This is a genomic window from Vibrio sp. 1580, from assembly GCF_033340055.1.
On record NZ_JAWOVT010000007.1, the window covers coordinates 275,537 to 301,205 of the forward strand.

General features: G+C 44.4%; 21 protein-coding genes. 11 read left to right on the forward strand and 10 right to left on the reverse strand.

Translation table 11 applies throughout. The annotated features are described in order from the left end of the window. The first annotated feature begins 11 nt into the window (after positions 1 to 11). The 6 genes from pflA to R7093_RS13830 all read left to right on the forward strand — a co-directional run bounded on the left by pflA (position 12) and on the right by R7093_RS13830 (position 7,527). Positions 12 to 752, forward strand: coding sequence for a pyruvate formate lyase 1-activating protein (gene pflA / locus R7093_RS13805; protein WP_005378444.1), 741 nt, complete (start codon positions 12 to 14; stop codon positions 750 to 752). A 154-nt stretch (positions 753 to 906) separates the two neighbouring features. Continuing rightward, positions 907 to 1,572 (forward strand): energy-coupling factor ABC transporter permease, encoded by a 666-nt coding sequence (locus R7093_RS13810; RefSeq protein WP_053303246.1) that lies wholly within the window; start codon positions 907 to 909, stop codon positions 1,570 to 1,572. A gap of 136 nt (positions 1,573 to 1,708) precedes the next feature. Then, complete coding sequence (locus tag R7093_RS13815; RefSeq protein WP_005378446.1) at positions 1,709 to 2,209, forward strand: YfbU family protein; 501 nt, start codon at positions 1,709 to 1,711, stop codon at positions 2,207 to 2,209. A 493-nt stretch (positions 2,210 to 2,702) separates the two neighbouring features. After that, positions 2,703 to 4,637, forward strand: coding sequence for a PrkA family serine protein kinase (locus R7093_RS13820; RefSeq protein WP_005378447.1), 1,935 nt, complete (start codon positions 2,703 to 2,705; stop codon positions 4,635 to 4,637). Between the two features lie 47 nt (positions 4,638 to 4,684). Further along, positions 4,685 to 5,956 (forward strand): YeaH/YhbH family protein, encoded by a 1,272-nt coding sequence (locus R7093_RS13825; RefSeq protein ID WP_005378448.1) that lies wholly within the window; start codon positions 4,685 to 4,687, stop codon positions 5,954 to 5,956. A gap of 11 nt (positions 5,957 to 5,967) precedes the next feature. Beyond that, positions 5,968 to 7,527: a SpoVR family protein gene (locus tag R7093_RS13830; protein ID WP_005378449.1), complete on the forward strand. Its 1,560-nt coding sequence runs from the start codon at positions 5,968 to 5,970 to the stop codon at positions 7,525 to 7,527. Positions 7,528 to 7,606: 79 nt separating this feature from the next. Here R7093_RS13830 and kdsB read toward each other — a convergent pair whose 3' ends face one another. Genes kdsB through R7093_RS13855 form a run of 5 tightly spaced genes read right to left on the reverse strand, consistent with a single transcriptional unit; the run spans position 7,607 to position 13,570 of the window. Further along, positions 7,607 to 8,362 carry a 3-deoxy-manno-octulosonate cytidylyltransferase gene (gene kdsB / locus R7093_RS13835; RefSeq protein ID WP_053349434.1) on the reverse strand — a complete coding sequence of 252 codons (756 nt, stop codon included), beginning with the start codon at positions 8,360 to 8,362 and terminating at the stop codon, positions 7,607 to 7,609. After that, the gene (locus R7093_RS13840; protein WP_005378451.1) at positions 8,362 to 8,541 is read right to left on the reverse strand and encodes a Trm112 family protein; all 180 of its coding nucleotides are present in this window, start codon (positions 8,539 to 8,541) and stop codon (positions 8,362 to 8,364) included. The genes kdsB and R7093_RS13840 overlap by 1 nt, the downstream gene beginning before the upstream one ends. Continuing rightward, entirely contained in the window at positions 8,522 to 9,529 is a 1,008-nt protein-coding gene (gene lpxK, locus R7093_RS13845) for a tetraacyldisaccharide 4'-kinase (protein WP_047100862.1), read from the reverse strand. Before lpxK ends, R7093_RS13840 begins: the two co-directional genes overlap by 20 nt. 5 nt (positions 9,530 to 9,534) lie before the next feature. Next, the gene (msbA, locus tag R7093_RS13850) at positions 9,535 to 11,283 is read right to left on the reverse strand and encodes a lipid A ABC transporter ATP-binding protein/permease MsbA (protein ID WP_042522131.1); all 1,749 of its coding nucleotides are present in this window, start codon (positions 11,281 to 11,283) and stop codon (positions 9,535 to 9,537) included. A gap of 31 nt (positions 11,284 to 11,314) precedes the next feature. Beyond that, a complete protein-coding gene (locus tag R7093_RS13855) occupies positions 11,315 to 13,570 on the reverse strand; it encodes a DNA internalization-related competence protein ComEC/Rec2 (protein ID WP_318146699.1) in 2,256 nt (751 codons plus the stop codon). Between the two features lie 8 nt (positions 13,571 to 13,578). Here R7093_RS13855 and R7093_RS13860 point away from each other — a divergent pair, with 8 nt between their 5' ends. Next, the gene (locus tag R7093_RS13860) at positions 13,579 to 14,088 is read left to right on the forward strand and encodes a DUF2062 domain-containing protein (RefSeq protein ID WP_005387834.1); all 510 of its coding nucleotides are present in this window, start codon (positions 13,579 to 13,581) and stop codon (positions 14,086 to 14,088) included. Positions 14,089 to 14,236: 148 nt separating this feature from the next. Here R7093_RS13860 and lolE read toward each other — a convergent pair whose 3' ends face one another. The 3 genes from lolE to lolC are packed head-to-tail and all read right to left on the reverse strand — an operon-like array spanning position 14,237 to position 17,392. Further along, positions 14,237 to 15,481, reverse strand: a complete 1,245-nt coding sequence (gene lolE / locus R7093_RS13865) for a lipoprotein-releasing ABC transporter permease subunit LolE (RefSeq protein ID WP_031781151.1) — start codon at positions 15,479 to 15,481, stop codon at positions 14,237 to 14,239. Between the two features lie 2 nt (positions 15,482 to 15,483). Next, positions 15,484 to 16,191 (reverse strand): lipoprotein-releasing ABC transporter ATP-binding protein LolD, encoded by a 708-nt coding sequence (lolD, locus tag R7093_RS13870; RefSeq protein WP_005378457.1) that lies wholly within the window; start codon positions 16,189 to 16,191, stop codon positions 15,484 to 15,486. Continuing rightward, positions 16,184 to 17,392, reverse strand: coding sequence for a lipoprotein-releasing ABC transporter permease subunit LolC (gene lolC, locus R7093_RS13875; RefSeq protein ID WP_031778997.1), 1,209 nt, complete (start codon positions 17,390 to 17,392; stop codon positions 16,184 to 16,186). Before lolC ends, lolD begins: the two co-directional genes overlap by 8 nt. 249 nt (positions 17,393 to 17,641) lie before the next feature. Here lolC and R7093_RS13880 point away from each other — a divergent pair, with 249 nt between their 5' ends. The 4 genes from R7093_RS13880 to R7093_RS13895 all read left to right on the forward strand — a co-directional run bounded on the left by R7093_RS13880 (position 17,642) and on the right by R7093_RS13895 (position 23,168). After that, positions 17,642 to 18,211 carry a hypothetical protein gene (locus tag R7093_RS13880; protein WP_005387829.1) on the forward strand — a complete coding sequence of 190 codons (570 nt, stop codon included), beginning with the start codon at positions 17,642 to 17,644 and terminating at the stop codon, positions 18,209 to 18,211. Between the two features lie 5 nt (positions 18,212 to 18,216). Further along, a complete protein-coding gene (mfd, locus tag R7093_RS13885) occupies positions 18,217 to 21,678 on the forward strand; it encodes a transcription-repair coupling factor (RefSeq protein ID WP_318146700.1) in 3,462 nt (1,153 codons plus the stop codon). 7 nt (positions 21,679 to 21,685) lie between these two features. Then, the gene (locus tag R7093_RS13890; RefSeq protein WP_213905378.1) at positions 21,686 to 22,459 is read left to right on the forward strand and encodes a peptidoglycan binding protein CsiV; all 774 of its coding nucleotides are present in this window, start codon (positions 21,686 to 21,688) and stop codon (positions 22,457 to 22,459) included. Between the two features lie 160 nt (positions 22,460 to 22,619). Continuing rightward, positions 22,620 to 23,168 (forward strand): GNAT family N-acetyltransferase, encoded by a 549-nt coding sequence (locus tag R7093_RS13895; RefSeq protein WP_025766936.1) that lies wholly within the window; start codon positions 22,620 to 22,622, stop codon positions 23,166 to 23,168. A gap of 76 nt (positions 23,169 to 23,244) precedes the next feature. Here the strand turns inward: R7093_RS13895 and R7093_RS13900 are convergent, their stop codons facing one another. Together R7093_RS13900 and ycfP are read right to left on the reverse strand one after the other, a co-directional pair. Continuing rightward, a complete protein-coding gene (locus R7093_RS13900) occupies positions 23,245 to 24,534 on the reverse strand; it encodes an NAD(P)/FAD-dependent oxidoreductase (protein ID WP_005378463.1) in 1,290 nt (429 codons plus the stop codon). A 533-nt stretch (positions 24,535 to 25,067) separates the two neighbouring features. Continuing rightward, entirely contained in the window at positions 25,068 to 25,610 is a 543-nt protein-coding gene (gene ycfP, locus R7093_RS13905; protein ID WP_005378464.1) for an alpha/beta hydrolase YcfP, read from the reverse strand. Between the last annotated feature and the right edge of the window lie 59 nt (positions 25,611 to 25,669).

Genomic DNA, 25,669 nt, shown 5'->3' on the forward strand with positions numbered 1-25,669 from the left:
GAGAGCAAAAGATGTCAACAGCTGGTCGTATTCACTCATTTGAGTCATGTGGTACCGTAGACGGACCTGGTATTCGATTTATCGTCTTCTTGCAAGGTTGTTTAATGCGCTGTAAGTATTGCCATAACCGCGATACTTGGGACACGCATGATGGCAAAGAAGTCACGGTTGAAGAAATCATTTCCGAAGCGAAAAGTTACCGCCACTTCATGAATGCATCAGGTGGTGGCGTTACTTGTTCTGGCGGCGAAGCGATGCTTCAACCGGAATTCGTACGTGATTTTTTCCGCGCAGCTAAAGCCGAGGGCATTCATACATGTCTAGATACTAACGGTTATGTTCGTAAGCACACTGATGTTATCGATGAAGTACTGGATGCAACAGACTTAGTCATGCTTGACATCAAACACATGAAAGACGAAGTGCACCAAGATCTCATCGGTGTATCCAACCGACGCACATTGGACTTTGCTCGTTACTTACAAAAAATCGGAAAGAAAACATGGATTCGCTATGTCGTCGTGCCTGGTTACACAGATGACCCAGAAGCAGCACACATGCTTGGTGAATTTATTAAAGACATGGATAACATCGAAAAGGTCGAGTTACTTCCTTACCACAAATTAGGGGCTCATAAGTGGGAAGCGTTAGGCTTAGAATACCCACTCGAAGGCGTAAACCCGCCACCGAAAGAAACCATGGATGAAATTCAATCCATTCTTGCTCAATACAACGATAACGTAAAATACTAAGTGAACCGCAAGACTAACCTCTTTAAAATACCAGCTTATTGCTGGTATTTTTTTGATTATATCTAAGCCTTATCAGTGAGTTTCTCTGCGGTCATTTAGGTATAAAAAGAACGATAGAAATGATTGCGTCATGTTCGCATAGGAAGGAAGTAACATGGATTTGTTTAACTTAGGCTCTCTTGTTGTCTCAATTTGGATAGTAGTAGTCTACTGCCTACCAGATTGGAAAAAAGTCGTTTGGCCAAAACTGGAAAAAGAGAAAGGATTTCAGCACCTCGTTTTTGCAACGCTCTTCTTTTTCAGTATTTTATGGGCCGCTCAAGCAGGTGTAAAAGAAGGATTACAGATTCATTTTCTTGCACTAACAACGCTGACGATGATGTATGGTTGGCGTATGGCATTTCTACTCAGTATCCCTGCAATGCTGGTCAACCACCTACTACATGATGTGTCCTTGCTACTCTTACCCACGTCGTTAGTTCTATCTGCCCTAATTCCGATTTTCATTAGTTACTTAGTGTTTCTTCTGAGTTACCACTACTTGCCACGAAACATTTTTGTTTTCATCTTCGTTGCTGGATTTTTCAATGGCGCGATAACAGGAAGTCTGCACCTCATCATTAACTCTTTTTATCACCTATCAGTTGGTCACTACGATTGGGAAACCATTCAACATAACTACTTTGTTTTTGTGCCGTTGCTCGCCTTTCCAGAAGGTCTATTAAATGGTATGGCACTGGCGGTTTTAACCGTATTCAAGCCAGAGTGGCTGAGAGTATTTTCAGACCGAGACTACATATACAATCATTACCATAAATAAGTGTTTTCAAACTGGTCAAAAGTGACAGTTCTTGCCATTTTTTAGTATTAAATATGTGTTGAGATCATGTTTCACTCATGTCTTAAGCGTTAACCTAAGCACATTAAAAATGTATTAGATATCTAGTGAGGTCACCATGGAAATGTCAAACGCTCAACGTTTGATTCTATCAAACCAATACAACCTTATGTCTCAACTTGATCCAAGTAATGCGGCCAAATACAAACGCTTACAAACGATCGTTGAACGTGGTTATGAACTACAAATGCGAGAGTTGAACAAAGATTTCGGCTGCCTCTCAGAAGCAGAATGTCGTGAGATCATCGACGTTATGGAGATGTATCATGCGATGCAAGAATCTTACAACATGCTAGACGATGAAGACCGCAGCAACGTAGATCAGCGCCGCTTGAAGTTCTTGGGATTTGATATCGCTTCAGAAGCGCAACAAGTACATTACGTACGTTTTCTCATCGATTCTGAAGGTTTGTACCCTCAGTTTGACAAGGCAGATCATCACTTTAACAGCCAAATGCCGATGCTAGATAAATACCGCCGTATGCTGCAAACTTGGCGTAACTGCCCTCGTCAGTATCATTTATGTGAAAACGAACTAGCGCAAATCTTCAGCGCATAAAATGGTCGTCTAAGAATGAGGAGAGCGCCCGCTCTCCTTGTTATTTACCCTGTCACAAACTTATCTAAGACTTTGCTCTCTTCCTACCTCTTTCACTTACCTTGCTCAATGTAGAACAACGAATCACTGAGACTCTTCTGTCTTTGCCAAATATTTGATTTCTATTGCACCTATTCACGACATAAATTCGTCCTTAATAAAAGAGTGATTCAAATGTCACTTTTACAATAAATTCATAATTGTTAAGCAAAATTGCAAATCCCCGACTAGGCTTAAGTAGAGAAAGGCTGTGATTGAAAAATTCATATCCACCGCTCACCGTTGTAACGAAAAAACCGTCCATAAAGCAAAGTCTTTGGTGTCGCCAATCTTACATTCTGTACGAACCAAATGTGATAACAGGACGTATATTCAAACAACAACGAGCATAACTGTTGGTGGAAAGCCTGAATCAACGTTCGTCGGTAGACTGACTATTAAAGGGGAAAGCGACATGAGTATTTTCGACCACTATCAATCAAGATATGAAGCTGCAAAAGATGAAGAGATGTCGTTACAGGAGTTTTTAGCCCTGTGTAAAGATGACAAAAGCGCTTATGCTAATGCAGCAGAACGCCTACTGATGGCGATTGGTGAACCAGAGATAATCGATACGGCAAAGGATCCGAGACTAAGCCGAATCTTCTCGAATCGTGTTATCTCTCGTTATGAAACCTTTAAAGACTTTTATGGCATGGAAGATGCCATAGAACAAATTGTGTCTTACCTAAAACATGCGGCGCAAGGCCTAGAAGAGCGTAAGCAGATTCTTTACTTACTCGGCCCTGTAGGTGGCGGTAAGTCTTCGCTTGCAGAAAAGCTTAAGGCTCTGATGGAACAGATGCCTATTTATGTTCTTACTGCTAACGGCGAACGCAGCCCAGTGAATGACCATCCATTCTGCCTATTCAAAGCCACAGAAGATGGCGATATTTTGAAAAAAGAGTATGGCATCGAGCACCGTTATCTTCGCTCGATCATGTCTCCTTGGGCCGCTAAACGTCTTCACGAGTTTGGTGGTGATATCACCAAATTTAAAGTAGTGAAAGTACGCCCTTCTATCCTTGACCAAATCGGTATTGCCAAAACTGAACCAGGCGATGAAAACAACCAAGATATCTCATCATTGGTTGGTAAAGTCGATATTCGTAAGCTTGAACACTATTCGCAAGACGATCCAGACGCTTACAGCTACTCCGGTGCGCTGTGTAAAGCAAACCAAGGTTTAATGGAATTCGTTGAGATGTTCAAAGCACCAATCAAAGTGCTTCACCCGCTGTTAACAGCAACGCAAGAAGGCAACTTCAACGGTACAGAAGGCCTTTCTGCGATTCCATTCGACGGTATGATTCTGGCTCACTCAAACGAATCTGAGTGGCAGACCTTCCGTAACAACAAGAACAATGAAGCGTTCTTGGACCGTGTTTATATTGTGAAAGTACCTTACTGTCTACGTGTTTCAGAAGAAGTCAAAATCTACCAAAAACTTCTTGAAAACAGTGAGTTGTCTCAAGCCCCTTGTTCACCAAGCACGCTCGAGACTCTGGCACAATTCAGTATTCTTTCTCGACTTAAAGAGCCTGAAAACTCGTCCATCTTCTCTAAGATGCGCGTATACGACGGTGAAACGCTGAAAGATACGGATCCAAAGGCAAAAAGCTATCAAGAGTATCGTGATTATGCTGGTGTCGATGAAGGCATGAACGGTCTCTCAACACGTTTTGCCTTTAAGATTTTGTCACGCGTATTTAACTTCGACCAAACCGAAGTGGCAGCCAACCCTGTACATCTATTCTATGTGATTGAACAACAGGTTGAGCGCGAACAGTTCCCTGCTGAAACAGCAGAGAAATATCTCGAGTTCTTGAAAGGCTACCTAGTACCTCGATACGTTGAATTTATCGGTAAAGAGATTCAGACCGCTTATCTTGAGTCTTACTCTGAATACGGCCAAAACATCTTCGATCGATATGTCACCTATGCAGACTTCTGGATTCAAGACCAAGAGTACCGAGATCCAGAAACTGGTCAGCTATTTGATCGCTCTTCACTGAATGCTGAGCTAGAGAAGATCGAAAAAACAGCTGGTATTTCTAACCCGAAAGATTTCCGAAACGAAATCGTTAACTTTGTGCTTCGTGCGAAAGCGAATAACAATGGTCAAAACCCGGTTTGGACCAGCTACGAAAAACTGCGCACAGTAATCGAGAAGAAAATGTTCTCCAATACCGAAGAGCTACTTCCGGTTATCTCATTTAATGCGAAAACCTCTTCTGAAGATCAGAAGAAGCACGACGACTTTGTCGCTCGCATGATGGAAAAAGGCTATACCGAGAAACAGGTTCGCCTACTTTCTGAGTGGTACCTACGAGTACGTAAGTCATCCTAACCCAGTATTGAGTTAGGTCGCTTGTGAAACATGAAGAGGGCTATTTCATGGCGCAATTTATAGACCGAAGGCTCAATGGCAAGAACAAGAGCGCTGTTAATCGACAGCGCTTCTTGAAGCGCCACAAAGAGCAAATAAAAGAGTCGGTAGCAGACGCAGTGAATCGACGCTCGATTACGAATACGGAAACGGGCGAAGACGTCTCTATCCCTCACAAAGACATCAACGAGCCTATATTTCATCAAGGCAAAGGTGGTGTTCGCGAACGAGTTCATCCCGGTAACGACCAATTCATTACTGGTGATAAAATTGAGCGTCCCAAAGGTGGCGGTCAGGGTAGCGGCTCAGGAGAAGGGAACGCCAGTCCAGATGGAGAAGGCCAAGACGAATTTGTATTCCAAATATCAAAAGATGAGTACCTCGATATTTTGTTCGAAGATCTCGAGCTGCCTAATCTAGAAAAAAACCAAATTGCCAAAATCACTGAATGGAAAACACACCGTGCAGGCTTTCAAACTGCCGGTATCCCTTCCAATATCGCCGTAGTACGCTCTCTGCAACAATCTCTTGCGCGCCGTACTGCAATGACTGCTGGTAAGAAACGACTTCTCAAAGAGCTAGAAGACGAACTTGCTCGCATCAAAAATATTGAGCCTGCTCAGCAGTTTGAAGAGAACCGCTTGAAGGCTGAAATTGAAGAACTGCGCAAGAAAATCGAAAGCGTGCCGTTCATCGATACCTTCGACTTACGCTTCAAGAACTATGAGAAACGCCCTGTACCATCGAGCCAAGCGGTCATGTTCTGTCTAATGGACGTATCCGGTTCTATGGATCAGGCAACGAAAGACATCGCAAAACGCTTCTATGTTCTTTTGTACTTGTTCTTAACTCGTACCTACGAGAATGTCGAAGTCGTCTTTATCCGCCACCATACCCAAGCGAAGGAAGTGGACGAGCACGAATTTTTCTACTCACAAGAAACCGGGGGCACCATTGTATCTAGCGCACTCAAGTTAATGGATGAAATAGTAAAAGAGCGATACCCGATTGGTCAGTGGAACATATATGCAGCTCAAGCATCCGACGGTGACAACTGGGCAGATGATTCGCCAAGGTGCCGGGATCTATTAGTGAACAAATTACTTCCAAACTGTCAGTACTACTCTTACATAGAGATCACACGGCGCTCGCACCAAACTCTATGGCATGAGTACGAAAAACTCACTGAAGAGTTTCCTAATTTCGCAATGAAAAACATTCGCTCTGTGGAGGATATTTTCCCAGTCTTTCGTGAACTATTCCAAAAAGAAACGGCGTAAGGAGGCTAGCGATGAATACCGCAACGAGAAACCTCTCAGGAGAGGCGCCTAAGAAGCGTAACAGTAAAGTGTTGCCAGATGGACCAGATTGGACATTTGAGCTGTTAGAGCGATACCACAAAGAAATTAAGCGTGTCGCGGAGCATTATCGCCTAGACACTTACCCTAACCAAATAGAAGTGATTACTTCAGAACAGATGATGGATGCCTACTCAAGTATCGGCATGCCAATCAATTACAATCACTGGTCATTTGGTAAAAAATTCATCCAAACAGAGCAGAACTATAAACATGGTCAAATGGGGCTAGCCTACGAGATTGTGATTAACTCCGACCCTTGTATTGCTTATTTGATGGAAGAAAATACGGTAACAATGCAAGCACTCGTTATAGCGCACGCGTGTTACGGCCATAACTCTTTTTTCAAAGGTAATTACCTATTCCAAACGTGGACTGACGCCAGTTCTATTATCGACTATCTGCTGTTCGCCAAAAAGTACTTAGCCGAATGTGAAGAACGATACGGCGTAAAAGAAGTGGAAAAGCTGCTCGACTCTTGTCACGCGTTAATGAACTTTGGTGTAGACCGCTACAAGCGTCCAGAGAAAATCTCAATTACAGAGGAAAAAGCAAGACAAGAAGAACGCGAAGCATACCTACAATCTCAAGTTAATGAGCTTTGGCGCACGGTACCAACAGCCAAGACGAAAGAGGAAGACATTAAAGAGCGATTCCCAAGCGAGCCTCAGGAAAATTTGCTCTACTTCTTCGAAAAACATGCTCCGTTGTTAGAGCCATGGCAACGTGAAGTTGTTCGGATCGTCCGTAAGATCAGTCAGTATTTTTATCCGCAAAAACAAACGCAAGTCATGAATGAGGGCTGGGCAACGTTCTGGCACTACACCATACTCAACCATCTTTATGATGAGGGCTTGGTGTCTGAAAAGTTCATTCTAGAGTTCTTACATAGCCACACCAGTGTCGTGGCTCAGCCGCCTTATAACAGTCCTTACTTTAATGGCATTAACCCCTACGCGTTAGGCTTTGCCATGTTCCGAGATATTAAGCGTATCTGTGAAGAACCAACTGATGAGGACAAGGAGTGGTTTCCAGACTTGGCAGGAACCGACTGGTTAGATGCAGTGCATTTCGCGATGCATAATTTCAAAGATGAAAGCTTTATTAGCCAATACCTTTCTCCGAAATTAATGCGTGATTTCAAGTTGTTTGCGATCAACGATGATGATCATAAGAACTTTATTGAAGTCGCTGCGATACACGATGAGATGGGTTATAAACGCATTAGAGAAACCCTAGCCGCTCAGTATAACTTATCTAATCTTGAGCCAAACATTCAGGTGTTTAATGTCGATGTCCGTGGTGATCGCTCGCTTACGTTGCAGTACGTTCCTCACAACCGCATCCCACTTGATGATAGTTACGAAGAAGTTCTAAAGCACGTGTATCGATTATGGGGCTTTGATGTCATTCTCCAAGAAGTGAAAGACACCGGTCACCGAGAGGTGTTAGCGACCTGCCCTAAACGGAACCAATACGACACTAACATTTAACTAATACCGCGATACAAGTAAAACAAAAAGGCTCCTAATTCAGGAGCCTTGTTTATTCTTAAATCTATATGAGCATTTGTTACGCTTGCTTTGCAACAATCGCGCGCACGGCTTCTAGATCTTCGGGCGTATCAACGCCTGCTGCTGGTGCTTCTTTCGCTACCGCCACATGAATTTTTTCACCGTACCAAAGCACTCGCAGTTGCTCAAGACACTCAATCTGCTCTAATGCACTTGGTGCCCAGTTGACATACGTATTAATGAAACCAGCTCGATAAGCATAAATACCAATATGACGCATTAATGGGTTGGCAATGGTTTTGTCTTGTTTAGCAAAGTTATCGCGATCCCAAGGGATGGTTGCTCGACTAAAGTACATCGCATAGCCTTGCTCATCTGCGACAACTTTAACAGCGTTCGGGTTGAACACTTCCTCTTCCGAGTCTATTTCTACAGCTAACGTCGCCATCGGGGCTTCACACCCTGATAAGTTATCAGCAACCTGACGAATGATGGACGGCGGAATCAAAGGCTCATCCCCTTGCACATTAACAATGATGTGGTCTGACGGAATAGCCATCTTTTCAACAACTTCTGCAAGACGCTCCGTACCTGATTCGTGGTGGGGAGAGGTCATACAAACTTTACCACCGAATGACGAAACCGCTTTCGCAACACGCTCGTCATCAGTTGCAACGATGACATCTTCCGCACCCGCTTGTAGCGCTTGTTCATAAACCCACTGAACCATAGGCTTACCACCAATATCCGCTAGCGGTTTACCAGGCAAACGGCTCGATGCGTAGCGCGAAGGGATGACAACCGTAAAAGACATTAGCGTCCCTCATCCATGCTCATAGTGCGAGCTTCAGGCTCTAGCAGAACTGGAATACCCTCTTTGATCGGGTAAGCAAGGCGATCCAATTTGCAGATCAACTCTTGATTATCTTTATCGTACGTCAGCTTACCTTTGCAAACAGGGCAAGCTACAATCTCAAGTAGACGGTGATCCATAAGCCGCTTTAACCTCTTTTATTCTATTTAAAATTTGCTCTGCATCGTTTGATTCAAACTGGGCAGATACAGGCAGATACCACCAATTATCTTGCGCATAATGGCTGCACTTGACGGCATCTTTCTCGGTCATAACCACATTGGTCCCTTGTTGAGCCAATGCTTCTAATTCTTGTTGATCAAAGTCTTGATGGTCAGCAAAACCTTTTGTGACTTTAACATCTGCGTTCATCGAGTTTAGTGTATGAAAAAAACGCGGTGGATGCCCAATGCCCGCAAATGCGACGAGATCTTTCAACTCCGAGACATCCACATGTTGCTTAGTCTTAAGATTAATAGCTTTAGAGGGTGCTAAAGCCATTGCGATTTCGCCCGTATGAGCTTGACCGCCATTGGTGATGATAAAGTCGACTTCTTTAAGTCGCTCAATACCTTCACGTAAAGGACCTAATGGAATCAGGCTTTCATTCCCAAACCGGCGATTCCCATCCACAATCACTAACTCAATATCACGGCCTAACGCATAATGTTGTAATCCATCATCCGTAATTATGATATCCACATCCAAATCTAGCAGTGCTTTCACTGCATTTGAACGCACAGGATCCACCGCAACAGGTGCTCCTGTACGGCGATGAATCAACTTAGGTTCATCGCCACAATGCTTCGCTGGCGTATCTTCTTTTAGCACTAACGGATAGGCAGGAGCCTTTGCCCCATAACCACGAGAAACAACCCCCGGCTTAAAGCCCATTTGCTGTAGTTGCTCAACAAGCCACACAACAACTGGTGTTTTACCATTGCCACCAGCAGTGATATTGCCAACCACAACAACAGGTATAGGCGCATTATAAGCTTGCTTGCGGCCAGTTTGGTATTGCTTTCGCTTTGACTTGCTTATCGCTCCAAATAATAAACTCAGTGGCCACAAAAGCGGCCACAAGAGATATTTTATTGGATGGTTTTCAAACCAGATTTTTTCAATCACCGCGCTTATTCACCAAACTGAATACGGTGCAATTGTGCATACGCACCATTTTTCTCAATAAGCTCAGCGTGGTTGCCACGTTCAATGATGGCACCATCATCAACCACAAGAATTTCATCGGCTTTCTCGATTGTGGATAAGCGGTGCGCTATTACAAGTACCGTTTTGTCTTTTTGCAGCTCATCAAGTGCAGCTTGAATAGCTCGCTCGGATTCGGTATCCAAAGCCGAAGTTGCCTCATCAAGAATCAGCACTGGAGCATCACGCAATAGAGCTCGCGCAATCGCAACACGTTGGCGTTGACCACCAGACAAGCTAGCACCATTTTCACCAATCATGGTATCAAGTCCATCATCCATTTTGCCGATGAACTCCATCGCATGCGCGAGTGTTGCCGCTTTCTCGATATCACTGCGCTCATATTGGCCATCCGTTGCGTACGCAATATTGTTTGCTATCGTGTCATTAAACAAATGAACATTTTGCGATACTAGTGCAAATTGCTGACGTAAATTCTTTAGCTCGTAATCACGAATATCATGCCCATCTAATGTGATAGATCCACTGTCAACATCATAGAAGCGGTTGAACAAGTTCGCGATGGTACTTTTACCTGAACCAGAACGGCCAACTAGCGCCACCGTTTTTCCTCTTGGAATATCGAAGCTGACATTTTCCAATGCTGGTTTTTCTGCACCAGTGTAAGTAAAGCTTACGTTTTTAACTGAAACATCGCCATTTGCGCGTTCAACTGTCAACTTACCTTCGTTTTTCTCAGGCTCGAGGTCAATTAACGCGAAGAGCGTTTGGCTCGCGGCCATACCACGTTGGAACTGAGAAGTAACGTTAGTCAGCGCTTTAAGTGGGCGCATCAGACCAAACATTGCAGAGAAGACAACAGTAAATGTACCTGGAGTCAGTTGCTCTTTAATCGAATCAATACTTGCTAAATAAAGAACGGCAACAATTGCAAGTGATGCAATCATTTGGATGATAGGGTTAGCCGCCGCTTGAGCCGTCACCAACTTCATGCTTTGTTGACGCATTTGGTTGCTGACTTTTTCAAATCGTTTACGTTCGATGTCTTGGCCGCCATAGCTCAACACAACTTTATGGCCTTTCAGCATCTGCTCTGCTGATGCAGTTACGTTACCCATCATGGTCTGCATATTTTTGGATATTTTTCTAAAACGTTTAGAAACAACACCAATACCCCATGCTACAACGGGAGCAACAGCAAACAGCACTAGCGACAATTGCCAGCTGTTGTAAAACATCAAAACTAACAGACCAATGATACTTGCGCCTTCACGGACAATGCTCACCAACGCTTGGCTAGTTGCCGCTGACACTTGCTCTGAGTCGTAGGTTATACGCGACAATAAATTGCCCGTCTTTTCCTTATCAAAGTAAGACACTGGCATATGCATAAAGTGATTGAACACCATGCGACGGACTTGCATAACTACGTTGCCAGATACCCAGCTCAAACAGTAGGTGGAGACAAATCCACTTATGCCACGGATGAACATCATGGCAAAAATAATCAATGGAAGCGTGCGTAAAAAATCAGATTCAGCGTTCCCAAAACCTTCATCGAGTAGTGGTTTTAGTAGGGAAATCATATAGGTATCTGATATGGCATTAATAACTAATGCAATGACTGCAACGACAAGACCTGACTTATAAAGGCGAATAAATTGCCATAGACGCTTAAACGTCTGCCAAGTCGTTTCATCAGTATTTATCGACATAGAAGTGCTTTATTTTCTTACATTAAGACTCTCATTCTACTCCCTTACGCAGCATCTGCCTATACCAAGGCTCAAATGTATCGCTACGTTTGGTTTCTGAGCGCCAATTATCACGGTGAATAAAGAAGCTTACCTGACCACCCTCACCAGTATCAAGCCAAGTAATGCCAAGCTTTCGGTATGAAGCAACGACATTTTCCGCTGGCATTCCCCATCGATTGTTTTTTGCTAAAGAAGCAACCGCCACACTCGGGCTCACCGCCTCGATAAATCGAGGATTCGATGAACTTTTACTCCCGTGGTGAGGGACTAGCATCACATCGCTTTGTAACTTTCCGGGTTCTCTAAGCAAAATCCACTCGCTAATGGCCTCAATATCACCAGTAAAAAGCATACTAAAGTTAGAAATAGGGTCAGTAAGTCGTAATACACAGGAGTGCGGATTATACGCACGTTGAACAAGTTCAGGAGGCCAGAGCACTTCCATGTTTAATCCTTGCCATTTCCTTTGGTCGCCTCTAGTGCAAGGCTCATATCCGATAAAGAATTGACTACTAAGTTTACGTTGTGGAGAAAAGGCATCTTCAATGAAAAAGCGGCCGCCTGCGTGATCATTATCGAAATGGCTTAGAATCAGTGTATCTATGCTTTCATAACCTCGTTGATGCAAAACCGGAGTGACGACCTGCTCTGCGATACTGCCGCTTTGCCATGCTTTACCAGTGTCATACAGCAACACCTTGTCGTCTTTTTCTACAACCACTGCAAGGCCATGACCTACATCTAATACATCGATACGCCAATGCGGTTCATACTCCGATGCAAGCTTGATACTAATAACGATGCCGAGTAACAAATACCATGCGTACTGAGACATGAACCGTTGAAATATTAAGCAAACCACTATCGCCATAACCAGCATTGTCATTTCCATGCTAATGGGTTGCCAAGAACCTACTGCGTACTGTATTGACGTGCTCAATGGCTGTAATGACCAGTCCACCAAATGCCACAGAGGCTTCGCTATCATTTCAAGAAACAAAGATGAGAACAGGGCTAGAAACATCAAAGGTACAACGATAAATCCGAACCAAGGAATAAATACCAAGTTGTAGGCTATTGAGGACAAACTAAAACCGGAGAAGAAATGGCCACTAACAGGTACGATTAAAGCGCTCAACATCAATTGAGTAAGCAATAACGCTTTTAATCTCGCTTTCCAACCTCCCCTTTGATGTCGAATCAAATTAATTGCGAACAATACCGCACAAACGGAGAGGTACGATAACCAAAAGCTCATACTGTAGGATGCAAAAGGTTGGACAAGCAGTTGTAGAGATACTGCAAGCAAAAGAACTCGCCAAGAAGTCCAGTGCACCAGAGTATACTTCAGGAGAACGTAAACAACGCATACCGACACTGCTCGCGTAGTAGGCAGAGAGAAATCCGCTAACCAAGCGTAGGCAACAGCGAAGATCAGCCCATATAAGCTAGGTAACAATTGGTATTGGGGTAATAGATAACGAACGGTACCGCCCACGACTAGCCCAAAAGTAAACGCCATACCAATATGTAAACCAGAAATGGAGACCAAATGCAGTAAACCACTGTCCCTGAGCGCTTGCCAATCTTCCTTAGACAACCAAGAACGGTCAGCAAAAACTAACGCACTTATTAACGAGAAATGATGAAGGGAAGACACATCATCAGCGACATCGGCAATAATGGATTGACGCAGAGATACATTAGAACGAACAATCCACTGAGCGTCTTTGTTAACAACCGCTCGGGCGATAATATTTTTACCCATCGCGTGCTTTTCAGCATCAAAGCCAGCTTCGTTGCGTAGACCTGTAATCGGCTTTAACGAGATGGATGTCGTAAACTCACTGTTAACATCGAGTGGAAAAGGCGTAATAAGACGGATTTTAGGTTTAAGAAAAGGTAACAGAGTTTGAGAATTTACCGCTTCTATAGCGACAATACCTTCATAACCGTGACTTATTTGCGTAAAAGGGCTGTCAACTTTACCAATTATGGTAATATTCTCCCCTGCTTGAAAAAGGGCTTGTCTCTGAGACTCCAATACATTGCCGTGGACGATGACAACCATAAAGCCCGCAATTGCGCCTATGCTAATTAAGCCACGACGTAATTTGATTATTGAGCCAGTGGTTATTATTCCCAGCAGCAACCAACGCCAATCTGGTATTGTCGGCCACCAAGCTGACGAGATTACGCTCGCTACAAATAACGCCAAGGTCCAACTTTTTTCTGAGAGAGTCATGCTGTCCTATGCCTAGAAAGCTGATAAAACGCTTCATGCCAGATCATGAATTGATCAAACGCCAAAAAGCATTGAAGGTCTTCGGCAATGTGTTGTACAACCCAAACTTGTGGTGCTTAAACCGCCGCTCGGCATCAGGGGCTTTTGCTGTCGGGTTATTTATGGCTTTTGTTCCGCTGCCGAGCCAAATGATCATGGCCGCTGGTTTGGCCATTATGTTGGGTGTCAATCTGCCCCTCTCCGTCGCTTTGGTATGGATCAGCAATCCTATCACTATGCCTGTGCTATTTTACTTTGCGTACAAGCTAGGTGCTCTAGTGATGCGTCTTCCCCCGCAACCTTTTCACTTTGAACTATCGTGGGAATTCATCATGCAGCAAATGAGCACCATTGGACCTCCATTTCTATTGGGCTGCGCAATTTGTGGGGTTGTATCCGCGATTATTGGCTACTTCGGAATTCGAGGGCTTTGGCGCTACTCCGTGGTACGGAGCTGGCAAAAACGCAAAATAAGATAAGACCTTACTGCGTAAAAATCAGCATTTGAGCTATCAGTTGAGGGGCATCTAACAGTTAGAATGAAACGCGATGTTACTCAAGTCGGATAAATACAAAAAAGGACCGAATTCGGTCCTTTTTGTTTTTCGCATATTGTAAAACAATCAGCTATTTAGAACTCAGTACAGCCGCCGGATTCAACCTTGCGGCACGAGAAGCAGGATACCACGTCGCAAGTAAACTAAGCACTATCGCCGTCACTGACACCAATGCCACATCTGGCCAGTGTAGTTGTGATGGTAAGAAGTCAACAAAGTAAATATCACCCGATAAAAACTGATGACCAATTAAGCTCTCTAACCCTTTAATTAACGGAGTCAGGTTTAACGCCACTAAGACACCGATAACACTGCCGACGAGACTGCCAAATACACCAGAGAATACACCTTGCCAAACAAAGATCCGTTTGATTAGGCTATCTTTTGCTCCCATTGTTCGCAAAATTGCAATTTCCGCCGCTCGGTCTTTCACTGCCATCATCAACGTAGACACAATATTAAAACATGCCACGCCAATCACCAGTACCATCACCAAGTACATAATGGTGCGCACGAGCTGAATATCGCGATACAAAAAACCAAACTTTTGCTGCCAGCTTTTCAAATACACATAAACATCAACCATGCTACCAACCTCGCGAACAATAGAAGGCGCATTGAGAACATCGTCAGTTTTTAGTGAAATGCCAGTGACCCCTTCCCCTAATCTCGCGTATTGCTTAGCATCCGCTAATGGTACTAACGCTAGAGAGTGGTCGATTTGGCCATTCAACGTTAAGAACCCTGACACCTTCACGCGCACACGCTTAGGAGCCTGCACTTTATTTGCGCCGCCTGTTTGCGGAATCATCAACGTAACGTAATCCCCCACGGCGACATTTAGCTCGTTTGCTACACCTCGGCCTAAGATCACTTGCTGCTGACCGGCATAAAAGTTTTGCCAAGCTTCTTGGTCAATAAAATTCGATAAGCTCGACACCGCTTGCTCGAAAGTAGGCTCTACGCCACGAACTTCTATCGCTTTTAGCTTACTGCCTTTTTCTGCCAAGCCCGTAAAACGAACGTACGGTGCTGCCGCAACAACATGTTCATGTTTTAGAGCTTGATTCATCGTTTTGGTGTAGTCATGAAGTGGTCCATTAACACCTTCTAACTCGCCGTGTGGGATCACAGACAACACACGCGATTGCAGCTCGCGCTCAAAGCCATTCATTGCAGACAAACCGATAATGATCACAGCAACGCCAACCGCAATACCAATGGTCGAAGAAAGCGATATGAAAGACACCATCTTGTTGCGCTTTTTCGCTCGACTGAAGCGACCACCAATCATCAAAGCTAAAGAGGTAAACAAAACTAGCCCTCCGCAGATGCTGTATCAGTCACAAAACGATCTACGAGCAAACCATCTTGCATGTGCATTTGACGATCCATTTTTGCTGCCAGCTCTTTGTCATGCGTGACAACCAAAAATGCAATGTTTGACTCTTTATTGAGCTCGCGCATCAAATCATAGATAGACAGTGCCGTATTGTGATCTAAGTTCCCCGTAGGTTCATCAGCCAAGACCAGATCAGGTTTATTCACCAATGCACGCGCAATCGCAACACGCTGACGCTCACCGCCCGATAACTCGGAGGGTCTATGTTGCATCCGATGACTCAAACCAACTTTATCTAACAGCGCTTTAGCCGCCTGTTTTGCATCCGCTACTTTAGCACCGCCAATCATCAGTGGCATCGCCACATTTTCAAGCGCAGTAAAGTCAGCCAATAAGTGATGAAACTGGTATACAAAACCAAGGTGCTTGTTGCGTAATGCCGCCTGTTTGTTCGAGCTCAAAGCTGATAGGTTTTGCCCTAGAAAATCAACTTCACCATGAGTTGCGTCATCTAACGCACCTAAAATATGCAATAAGGTACTTTTTCCCGAACCAGAAGAGCCAACAATAGAAACCAACTCCCCTTTGTCGATATCGAAACTTACGCCTTTCAACACTTCCGTATCTAACGAACCCTCTCGGTAGACTTTACGAATATCACGACATTCTAATAGCTTATTCATAGCGAAGTGCCTCAGCAGGTTTAACAGAAGATGCTCGATAAGAAGGATAAAGCGTAGCAGCAAGGCTAAGAGCAATCGCCAACACCACCACTAAAAGAATTTGCAGTGAATCAATCAAGATGGGTAGATGACCACCAAAGCTGAATAGCGCCACACCAGCAGATTCAAGAATCGCATTTAGATTAAGTGACAAGATCACGCCCGCAGCGCCACCAACAATCGCGCCAATTACACCACTGCTTGCACCTTGCACCATGAAAATGGTCATCACTTGAGATTGAGTCATGCCTTGAGTTTTCAATATTGCGACTTCTGATTGCTTCTCCATTACCACCATGATTAAAGCGGAGATAATATTGAATGCAGCGACACCCACAATTAGACCTAGCATAAGTCCCATCATGTTCTTTTCCATTTTCACCGCTTGGAAAAGCTCACCACGCTGTTCGCGCCAATCACTCCATTCCCATCCATCAGGCATGGGTTGGTCAGCAAAATCCGTCACCATAAATGGGTCAGAGAAAAAGACACGCCAACCAGAAACCGTGTCTTTAGGGAAACGCATCAGCTTAGATGCATCCGTCATGTTCACAATCATTAATTGACCATCAACGTCCGATCCCGTATTGAAAATGCCTGAGACAGTGAAGTTTCGCTGGCTAGGAATACGACCAAGTGGGGTAAACTGCGTCGCGTTGGTCACCATCAAGCGTACTTTATCCCCGATTGAGACCTTTAGTGAACGTGCCAAACTGTGACCCAAAAATACATTGTAGTCACCTGCTTGAAGTGACGATAATCGTCCGGCAATCAAATGGTTGCTAATCGGATCGCCTTTCTTAGGTTCAATACCGATGAGGTAACCAGCCGTCAGCTGTGCAGAACTCTGAATAACAGCCTCTCCTCTAACGATAGGCTCCGGCTGGGATTCACTCGACATCGCTTGAACAAATGGAGGAGCAGACTCGGTCATAGGCGTTTTTCCATCGTGTTGCGAAACAACGGCATGAGGTAGCACACCTAAAATGCGTTCTTTTAACTGCGATTCAAACCCGTTCATCACAGAAAGAACCGTCACCAACGCCATTACACCGATCGTAATACCCGCCGTCGACATATAAGAAACAAATCGGCTGAACCTATCTCCAGAGCGTCCCCGAAGATACCTTAAGCCAATAAACAATGAGATAGGATGATACATATAAGACAAACCAACTGGTTGTTTTGATATAAAGCTTTAGCGGATTATCTTACCTTACTCTTCTCATTAAGAAGACAAGAGAATCGCTAAATTTGTCAACGACATGCAATAAGTCTGTATTTGAGGCAAAAAGTTCAAGGACAAATCGGCTAAACTTGATAACTTCATTCAGTTAGCGATAATCAGTGCCCTATTTCTCTTTGTTTGTTGAGTGAACAGGGAGCGCTCACTGGCAAAAGGATCGACTATATGACAGAGCAAGAATACTTTACCGTCCATCATAACCTCACCATCAACGTCGAAACGTTGAGTGCGGACTTTGCTTTGCCAGATGAAGAAACATTTGTCTCCGAAATTCCAGCACCATTTATTGTCGCCAGTGAATTTAGTCACTTAGATATGTTGGCAGACAACGCGCGTCTAGAGCTGAAAAACAAAGAGTTAAAGCATGTGATCAACTTGCTTGATACGCAAAACGCGAAACTTAACCTCTTGTTGAGCTTTATGCTTTCACAACAAGATGACGCCTCCATTCGCTATCAAACGACGCAGTTTGGTGCTAGTCAACTCAGTTTCCGCTCAGGTACAGCGTTAACTACTCAACAACTCGTTCGTGTTAAACTGTTCCTCGATCACCCTGCTGCGGCGATTTACTGTTACGCTCAAGTAGAAGAATGTGATGCTTCAGAGCAAGATTTCATTATCACGCTTAGATACAAGATGCTCCGAGAATCTGATCAAGATTTACTGATAAAGGCGGCACTGTATCAACAACAAAAACTTTTACGTCAGCGCTCGATGGAGCGAGATAAAAAATAATTCCTATGACAAAAGCAACGATTCTTTCCGTCACCAACCCTTCAGAGCGTGGCGACAAAAAACAGCTAGGTAATTTGCCGGGCGCAGCTCTACCTCTAGCCATTGCAGAGCTAGCCAAGCAGCATTCGAGTCACTCTCTACTCGTTGTGCCTGACCCGCAAATTGCTTTAAAGCTTCAGGCAGAGATTGAGCAATTCACCGACCAAACGGTAAGCCTGTTCCCCGACTGGGAAACGCTGCCTTACGATAACTTTTCTCCGCATCAAGAAATCATCTCTGAACGTATCGCACGCCTATACCAACTGCCAAGTCAACGTGATGGCATAACCATCGTCCCGGTCAGTACAGTATTGCAACGCCAATCGCCACGTAATTTTCTGTTGCAACACACTTTAATGGTGAAAACTGGTGATCGAATCTCGCTAGAGAAGTTACGTGTACAACTTGAAAATTCAGGCTACCGCCATGTAGATCAAGTATTTGGGCCAGGTGAATATGCAAGTCGTGGGTCTATTCTGGATCTCTTTCCTATGGGCAGCAATGACCCGTACCGCATCGACTTCTTTGATGATGAAATAGATACCATTCGCACGTTTGATCCAGAGAACCAACGCTCTATCGACGATATTCAGCAAATCCAATTGCTGCCAGCACATGAGTTCCCAACCACTAAAGAAGCGATTGAAGATTTCCGTACACGTTGGCGCACCCAGTTCGACGCGCGCCGCGAGCCTGAATCAATCTACATGCAAGTGACCAAAGGCACGTGGCCCGCTGGTATTGAGTATTGGCAGCCGCTGTTTTTTGACCATACCGACACTTTATTTGAATATTTGCCAGAAGACTCTCAAGTCATCACATATGGTGATATCGAATCTGCGGTCGATACTTTCTTAACCGATGTCGAATATCGATACGACCAGAAAAAAGTTGATCCGCTGCGTCCTCTTTTGACTCCTGAACAGCTTTGGTTGAAAAAAGACGAACTTTTCAGTCAACTAAAACAGCTCCCTATCGCTCAATTGAGCCTAGATAAAGTGGTTAAGCGTGCCGGTCGTCAAAACCTACCCGTACAATCGTTAGCCGAGCTTGGCGTTCAGCAACAAAATAAAGAGCCGCTCTCGCGCCTTCGTCAGTTTAGTGAGCAATTCAGCGGAAAAATCGTTTTCTCGGTAGAGTCAGAAGGTCGTCGTGAAGCACTAACGGAGCTGTTGCAAGGCATCAAAGTTCGGCCAGTCGTACATGGCTCACTTTACCAAGCTCTAGACTCGGGAGATCGATTCAGCTTGATCTTAGGCGCAGCAGAGCATGGTTTCATTCACGAAGAGCTGAACTTCGCTCTGATCTGTGAAAGTGATCTACTCGGTGACCGTGTTATCCAGCGACGCCGCAAAGATAAAAAAGCCGTCAACAGTGACACCGTTATTCGCCATCTTGCGGAACTAAAACCCGGTCAACCTGTGGTTCATATTGATCACGGTATTGGCCGCTACATCGGTTTACAAACACTTGAAGCCGGTGGTATGAAAACGGAATACGTCACCCTTGAGTATCAAAACGATGCCAAGCTCTACGTGCCAGTTTCATCACTGAATCTTATCAGCCGTTATTCTGGCGGCGCTGAAGAGAGTGCGCCACTGCATAAATTAGGTGGTGAAGCGTGGGCAAAAGCACGTCGTAAAGCGGCAGAAAAAGTGCGTGATGTCGCGGCAGAATTGCTGGATGTGTATGCTAAACGAGAATTAAAACCGGGCTTCAAATTTGAGCTAGATCGTGGGCAATACGCAACATTTAAAGCAACATTCCCGTTTGAAGAAACAGATGACCAAGCGATGGCCATCAATGCTGTCTTGTCAGATATGTGCCAAGCAAAAGCGATGGATCGCTTAGTGTGTGGTGACGTGGGCTTTGGTAAAACGGAAGTCGCTATGCGCGCAGCATTTGTCGCAACGGATAACAATAAACAGGTCGCCGTACTCGTACCAACAACCTTACTTGCTCAGCAGCATTTCGAAAACTTCCGTGACCGTTTTGCCAACTTACCAATCCGAGTTGAAGTACTGTCTCGTTTTAAATCTGCCAAAGAACAAAAAGTCATTTTGCAAGACGTTGCCGATGGTAAAGTCGATATTGTCGTTGGTACGCATAAGCTGCTTTCGAGCGACATTAAATTCAAAGATTTAGGTTTGTTGATCGTTGATGAGGAACACCGCTTTGGGGTTCGTCAAAAAGAAAAAGTCAAAGCAATGCGTGCGGATGTGGACATTCTTACCCTCACCGCAACACCAATTCCACGCACACTGAATATGGCAATGAGTGGCATGCGAGACCTGTCGATCATCGCGACACCTCCTGCACGCCGTTTAGCCATTAAAACCTTTGTTCGACAAAAAGAAGAGCCAGTGGTCCGTGAAGCGGTACTGCGTGAAATTATGCGTGGTGGTCAGGTTTACTTCCTGCACAATCAGGTTGAAACCATTGAAAAAACGGCAGAAGACTTACAGAAACTCATCCCAGAGGCACGTATTACCGTGGCTCATGGTCAAATGCGCGAGCGCGAACTTGAGCGAATCATGAATGACTTCTACCATCAGCGCTTTAATGTGTTGGTGTGTACAACCATCATCGAAACCGGTATCGACGTACCAACGGCAAATACCATAATCATGGATCGTGCCGACAACCTTGGCTTGGCGCAGTTGCATCAATTGCGTGGCCGTGTTGGACGTTCGCACCATCAAGCCTATGCTTACTTATTAACACCACATCCAAAAGCCATGACCAAAGATGCCATCAAGCGTCTTGATGCGATTGCTTCACTGGAAGACTTAGGTGCTGGCTTTACGTTAGCAACCCACGATTTAGAAATCCGTGGTGCTGGTGAGCTGCTTGGTGATGAGCAAAGTGGGCAAATTCAATCCGTTGGTTTTACACTTTATATGGAAATGCTGGAACAAGCAGTGCAAGCATTAAAAGAAGGCAAGGAGCCATCTTTGGATGAGCTGCTTCGTGAGCAAACTGAAGTGGAAATGCGAATCCCAGCGCTCTTACCAGATGATTACATTCCGGATGTAAACACACGACTGTCGATGTACAAACGCATTGCGAGTGTCACAAGCAGTAATGAACTATCAGAGCTAAAAGTGGAACTGATTGATCGCTTTGGTCTGCTTCCAGACGCAACAAAGAACTTACTTGCCGTCTCAGAATTGAAAATTTCGGCTGGTAGTTTAAAAGCGAAAAAGATAGAAGCCCATGATAAAGGTGGATTTATCGAGTTTTACCCTGATGCTGACATAAATCCAGCGTATTTAGTTAAACTGCTGCAATCACAGCCGCAAAAATTTGCAATGGAAGGTCCAACTAAGTTCAAGTTTAGCGTACCATTGGTGGACCGACGTAAACGCATTCAGTTTGTTCAAGACTTACTGAATGATTTTAAACAGAATTTATTACCAACGAGCTAATAGTCGAATGAGAATACTGATCCCGTTATTGCTTCTATGTGTCTCAATGCCCTCTTGGGCACAGCGCCAATTTGATATTGAAGTGATCATTTTCAAGCGAGCAGTCGACGCTGAAAGCACAACAGAATCTTGGCCGAATCAACTGCCAAAAATCGATATGGAAAATGTCGGTAGCCTAGAGAGTGAATCCTACCGCCGCTCTAAAGGCGTGACACTTTTGCCAAGTTCTTCTTTCCGTCTCAACGCGCAAGAAGCGGCACTAAATAATCATGCCGGCTTTAAAGTGCTTAAACACGTAGCCTGGCGTCAAGGTGACCGAGGTAAATCTAGCGCCCCAATTTTCCGCATCGTTGGCGGGCGAGATTTCTCTGATTCTTATCAAGCAGATGGCCGCCCAATCAATGGCAATAGTAATCAAACATTTTCCAGCGACGGTTACAGTGAAGAGACGGTCAATGGTCCTTTATATGAACTAGATGGTCGATTCCAAATATACGTACAGCATTACCTCTTCGCCGAAACAACACTAGATCTGCGCGAACCAAGTATTAGAGAGGTGCGTTTTGAACCAACCTCAACTGAGCAATTGGCGGATGACTTAGGTGAAGTAGATGGTAACGTCCAAGTCGGTAACTTGGCAGAAATATCGCCGACAGTAACCGAAGAGAAATTCCTGAAGAGTTATCGAATGGATCAAAAACGTCGTATGCGTAGCAGCGAGACTCATTACCTAGATAACCCGTTGATGGGTATGATCATTCAAGTTCGTCGGGTTCGATAAGCACGAGCGGTTCGACAAAGCGCAGCAAAGCTGCGCTTTGTTTTTATCTGCTATACCTCAGTTATTCCTAACCAACGCAGAGCAAGGAAAATAGCTGCGTTCAAGTATAAATAGACAGCTTTCAATTTACTTACACTCAACATGGAAGTCGTATTAGTTCATGAGTCCAGACTTTGAAATCATTGCGCCCCGCTTAGCGCTCAAGCTCATCCCTGCTGAAGAAGCACATTCACTACAACGATTACTTGCAGAATCCCCTTCGCTGCACCAATGGCTTGACTGGTGTGATAAAAACGTCACATTGAAAACCGCGCAGGACTTTCTGTTGGCAACCCGTCTTAACTGGGTCAAAACTGAGGCTTTTGGTTTCGGTATCTATGAGCGGCAAAGTAACACTTTGGTTGGAATGGCAGCGGTTAATGAGTTATATCATACGTTTAATATGGCGAGTATTGGTTACTGGGTTGCCGACCGCTATCAACGGCAAGGCTATGCCCAAGAAGCCGTTAAAGCCTTAGCAGAATTCTGCTTCGCAAAGCTAAGTTTAACTCGACTAGAGATTGTTTGTGACCCCGACAACGAAGCTAGCCAAGCCTTAATTGAGTCCGTCGGTGCGCAAAAAGAAGCCATCGCCAGAAACCGTTTTATTTTTCATGGTAAGCCTAAAGATGGCGTTGTGTACTCACTTTTACCGACAGATCTAACATAAACAAAAAGCCACCGACTTGCGGTGGCTTCTGCATTTTTTAAGATACAACACATCCACACAGAGTGGATTTAAAACCTTAGTGCAGCTTAAGGTTTGGACGCAGCACGCGATTAATGCGGCCGACGAGCATCATCAGACCGGTTTTGAATACACCGTGCAATGCCATTAGGTGCATTCGATACAATGAGATGTAAACGACACGAGCAATACGGCCTTCTACCATCATCGACCCTTTAGTTAGGTTCCCCATCAGACTACCAACGGTTGAGAAGCGACTTAGAGACACTAATGAACCGTGATCTTTATATACATAGTCTTTCAACTCGCGCCCGTTGATCTTCGCGACGATGTTACTAAATGCCTGGCTTGCCATTTGGTGTGCAGCTTGAGCGCGTGGCGGCACGAACGAACCGTCAGACTGGGTGCATTGTGCTAAGTCACCAATAACAAAGATGTCATCATCTCGTGTTGTCTGTAGTGTGTTTTTCACTACAAGCTGATTGATACGGTTCGTTTCTAAGCCAGCGATATCTTTAATAAAGTCTGGAGCTTTGATACCCGCAGCCCAAACCATGATTTGAGCTGGGATCTTCTCACCATCTTTTGTAGTAAGGCCATCTTTTTCAGCTTTAGTCACCATAGTGGCGGTGCGCACGTTTACGCCCAACTTCACCAACTCTTGATGAGCAGCAGAAGAGATTCGTGGAGGTAACGCTGGTAAAATACGCTCACCTGCTTCAATCAGATTGACGTTCAACTTGCTAGAATCAAGATCACCGAAGCCATAAGTGCGCAGCTCTTTAACAGCATTATGTAACTCAGCTGATAGTTCAACGCCAGTTGCACCAGCACCAACAATAGCAATATCGACCGTACCGTTACCGTTTTTCGCGTGCAGCTTTAGGAACTCGTTGTTCATTTCTGTACGGAAACGGTGTGCTTGCTCAGGGCTGTCTAGGAAAATACAGTTTTCACGAACGCCAGGCGTGTTGAAGTCGTTTGATGTCGAGCCAATTGCCATCACTAGAATGTCGTATTCTAGCTCACGGCTTGGCATAAGAAGTTCACCGTGTTCGTCTTTAAGCTCACTTAAGATGATCACTTTACGTTCACGGTCGATGTCTTGAAGACTCCCCATTTGGAAGTCGAAGCTGTGGTTTTTTGCATGAGCTCGATAGCTCAGTGCATCTACTCCTTCGTCCAAAGAACCTGTAGCAACCTCATGCAATAATGGCTTCCACAAGTGGCTCGCTTTTCGATCGACTAGCGTAATTTGCGCACGGTTTTTGCGACCTAGAGTTCGACCAAGCTTAGTTGCCAACTCAAGACCACCTGCACCGCCGCCTACAACGATAATGCGTGTCACAATGATTTTCCTCTACAAAAATGAATATATGGGGTTCAGCTCGATGCATGACTCACAAACATTTGTGGCATCCATCCAACCGATGAATTCTTGGTTCTTAGAGGTGTCTCAATTACTTGGATTAAAAAACTGCCACTCACCTTGATTCTTTATCTATCAATGACTTGTCAGGGTTTGGCATGTTTATCTGGTACGCATACGACGCCAGAATTTTTTGGGCAAGTTTATTACTCGCTCTCAATTTTTTTTGATATTTATCAAATTATTTTAGTCCGGTTCATTATATAGAGACCAACTTTGAAGGCAACCAAAATCCGTGTAACGAGTACGGATTGACTACTTTTCGACTACTCTACAACAAGGTGTTCGTGCTACATAGGAGGGAAGTAAGAAAACGGTAAGGAGAACACAATATTCAAAGCGTTAAACCAAGAAAATGTGCCTTTCAAAGAGACAGTGGCTCGGCATACTCAAGAGAAGGAATCGCAGCAAAGCAGCCAATAAAAACGCCGCTTTACTGTCTACACTCAACATTAGTAAGTATTTTTAAATGCCTTTATCGCTTGTAAATGATGAGAGATTTTTTTGAACTTATGAGACTGAGTTTCATCCCAAATGATTTGATAGTGTTTTTCTAACTCAGCTGCCGTTTTCGAATTGTCATGCACTTCATCATCTTTAGAGAGAATCACTAAGCAGTGAGCTTGATTTTTCGCTCGGAACTGATCAACACATTTTGTTGCGATATCTTCGTACTCTTCTGGGCGATCGATTCGACCAGCCATCGTTTTTTCTGGGTGCAAGTTCGGGTTGAACATCACTTGCTTGATACCGCATAGAAAACCAATTCGCTCAGACCAGTAACCACCTAAACCAACCCCACAGATTAACGGGTTTGGGTCATCAGATTGATCGATAACTTTAGACACTTCTTTTAACAAGTGTTGCATGTCGTGCTTTGGGTGAAGGGTGCTGTAATTGATAAAACGAACGTCGTCGTCGATAAATTGCAGTTGAAGAACTTTTTCGTGGTTACCCGGGCTTGTACTGTCAAAGCCGTGTAAGTAAATAATCATGTGTACCTCTCCCTGTGTGTATCTGGTACTTTTATTAAAACTACCACTATTTCCTTACT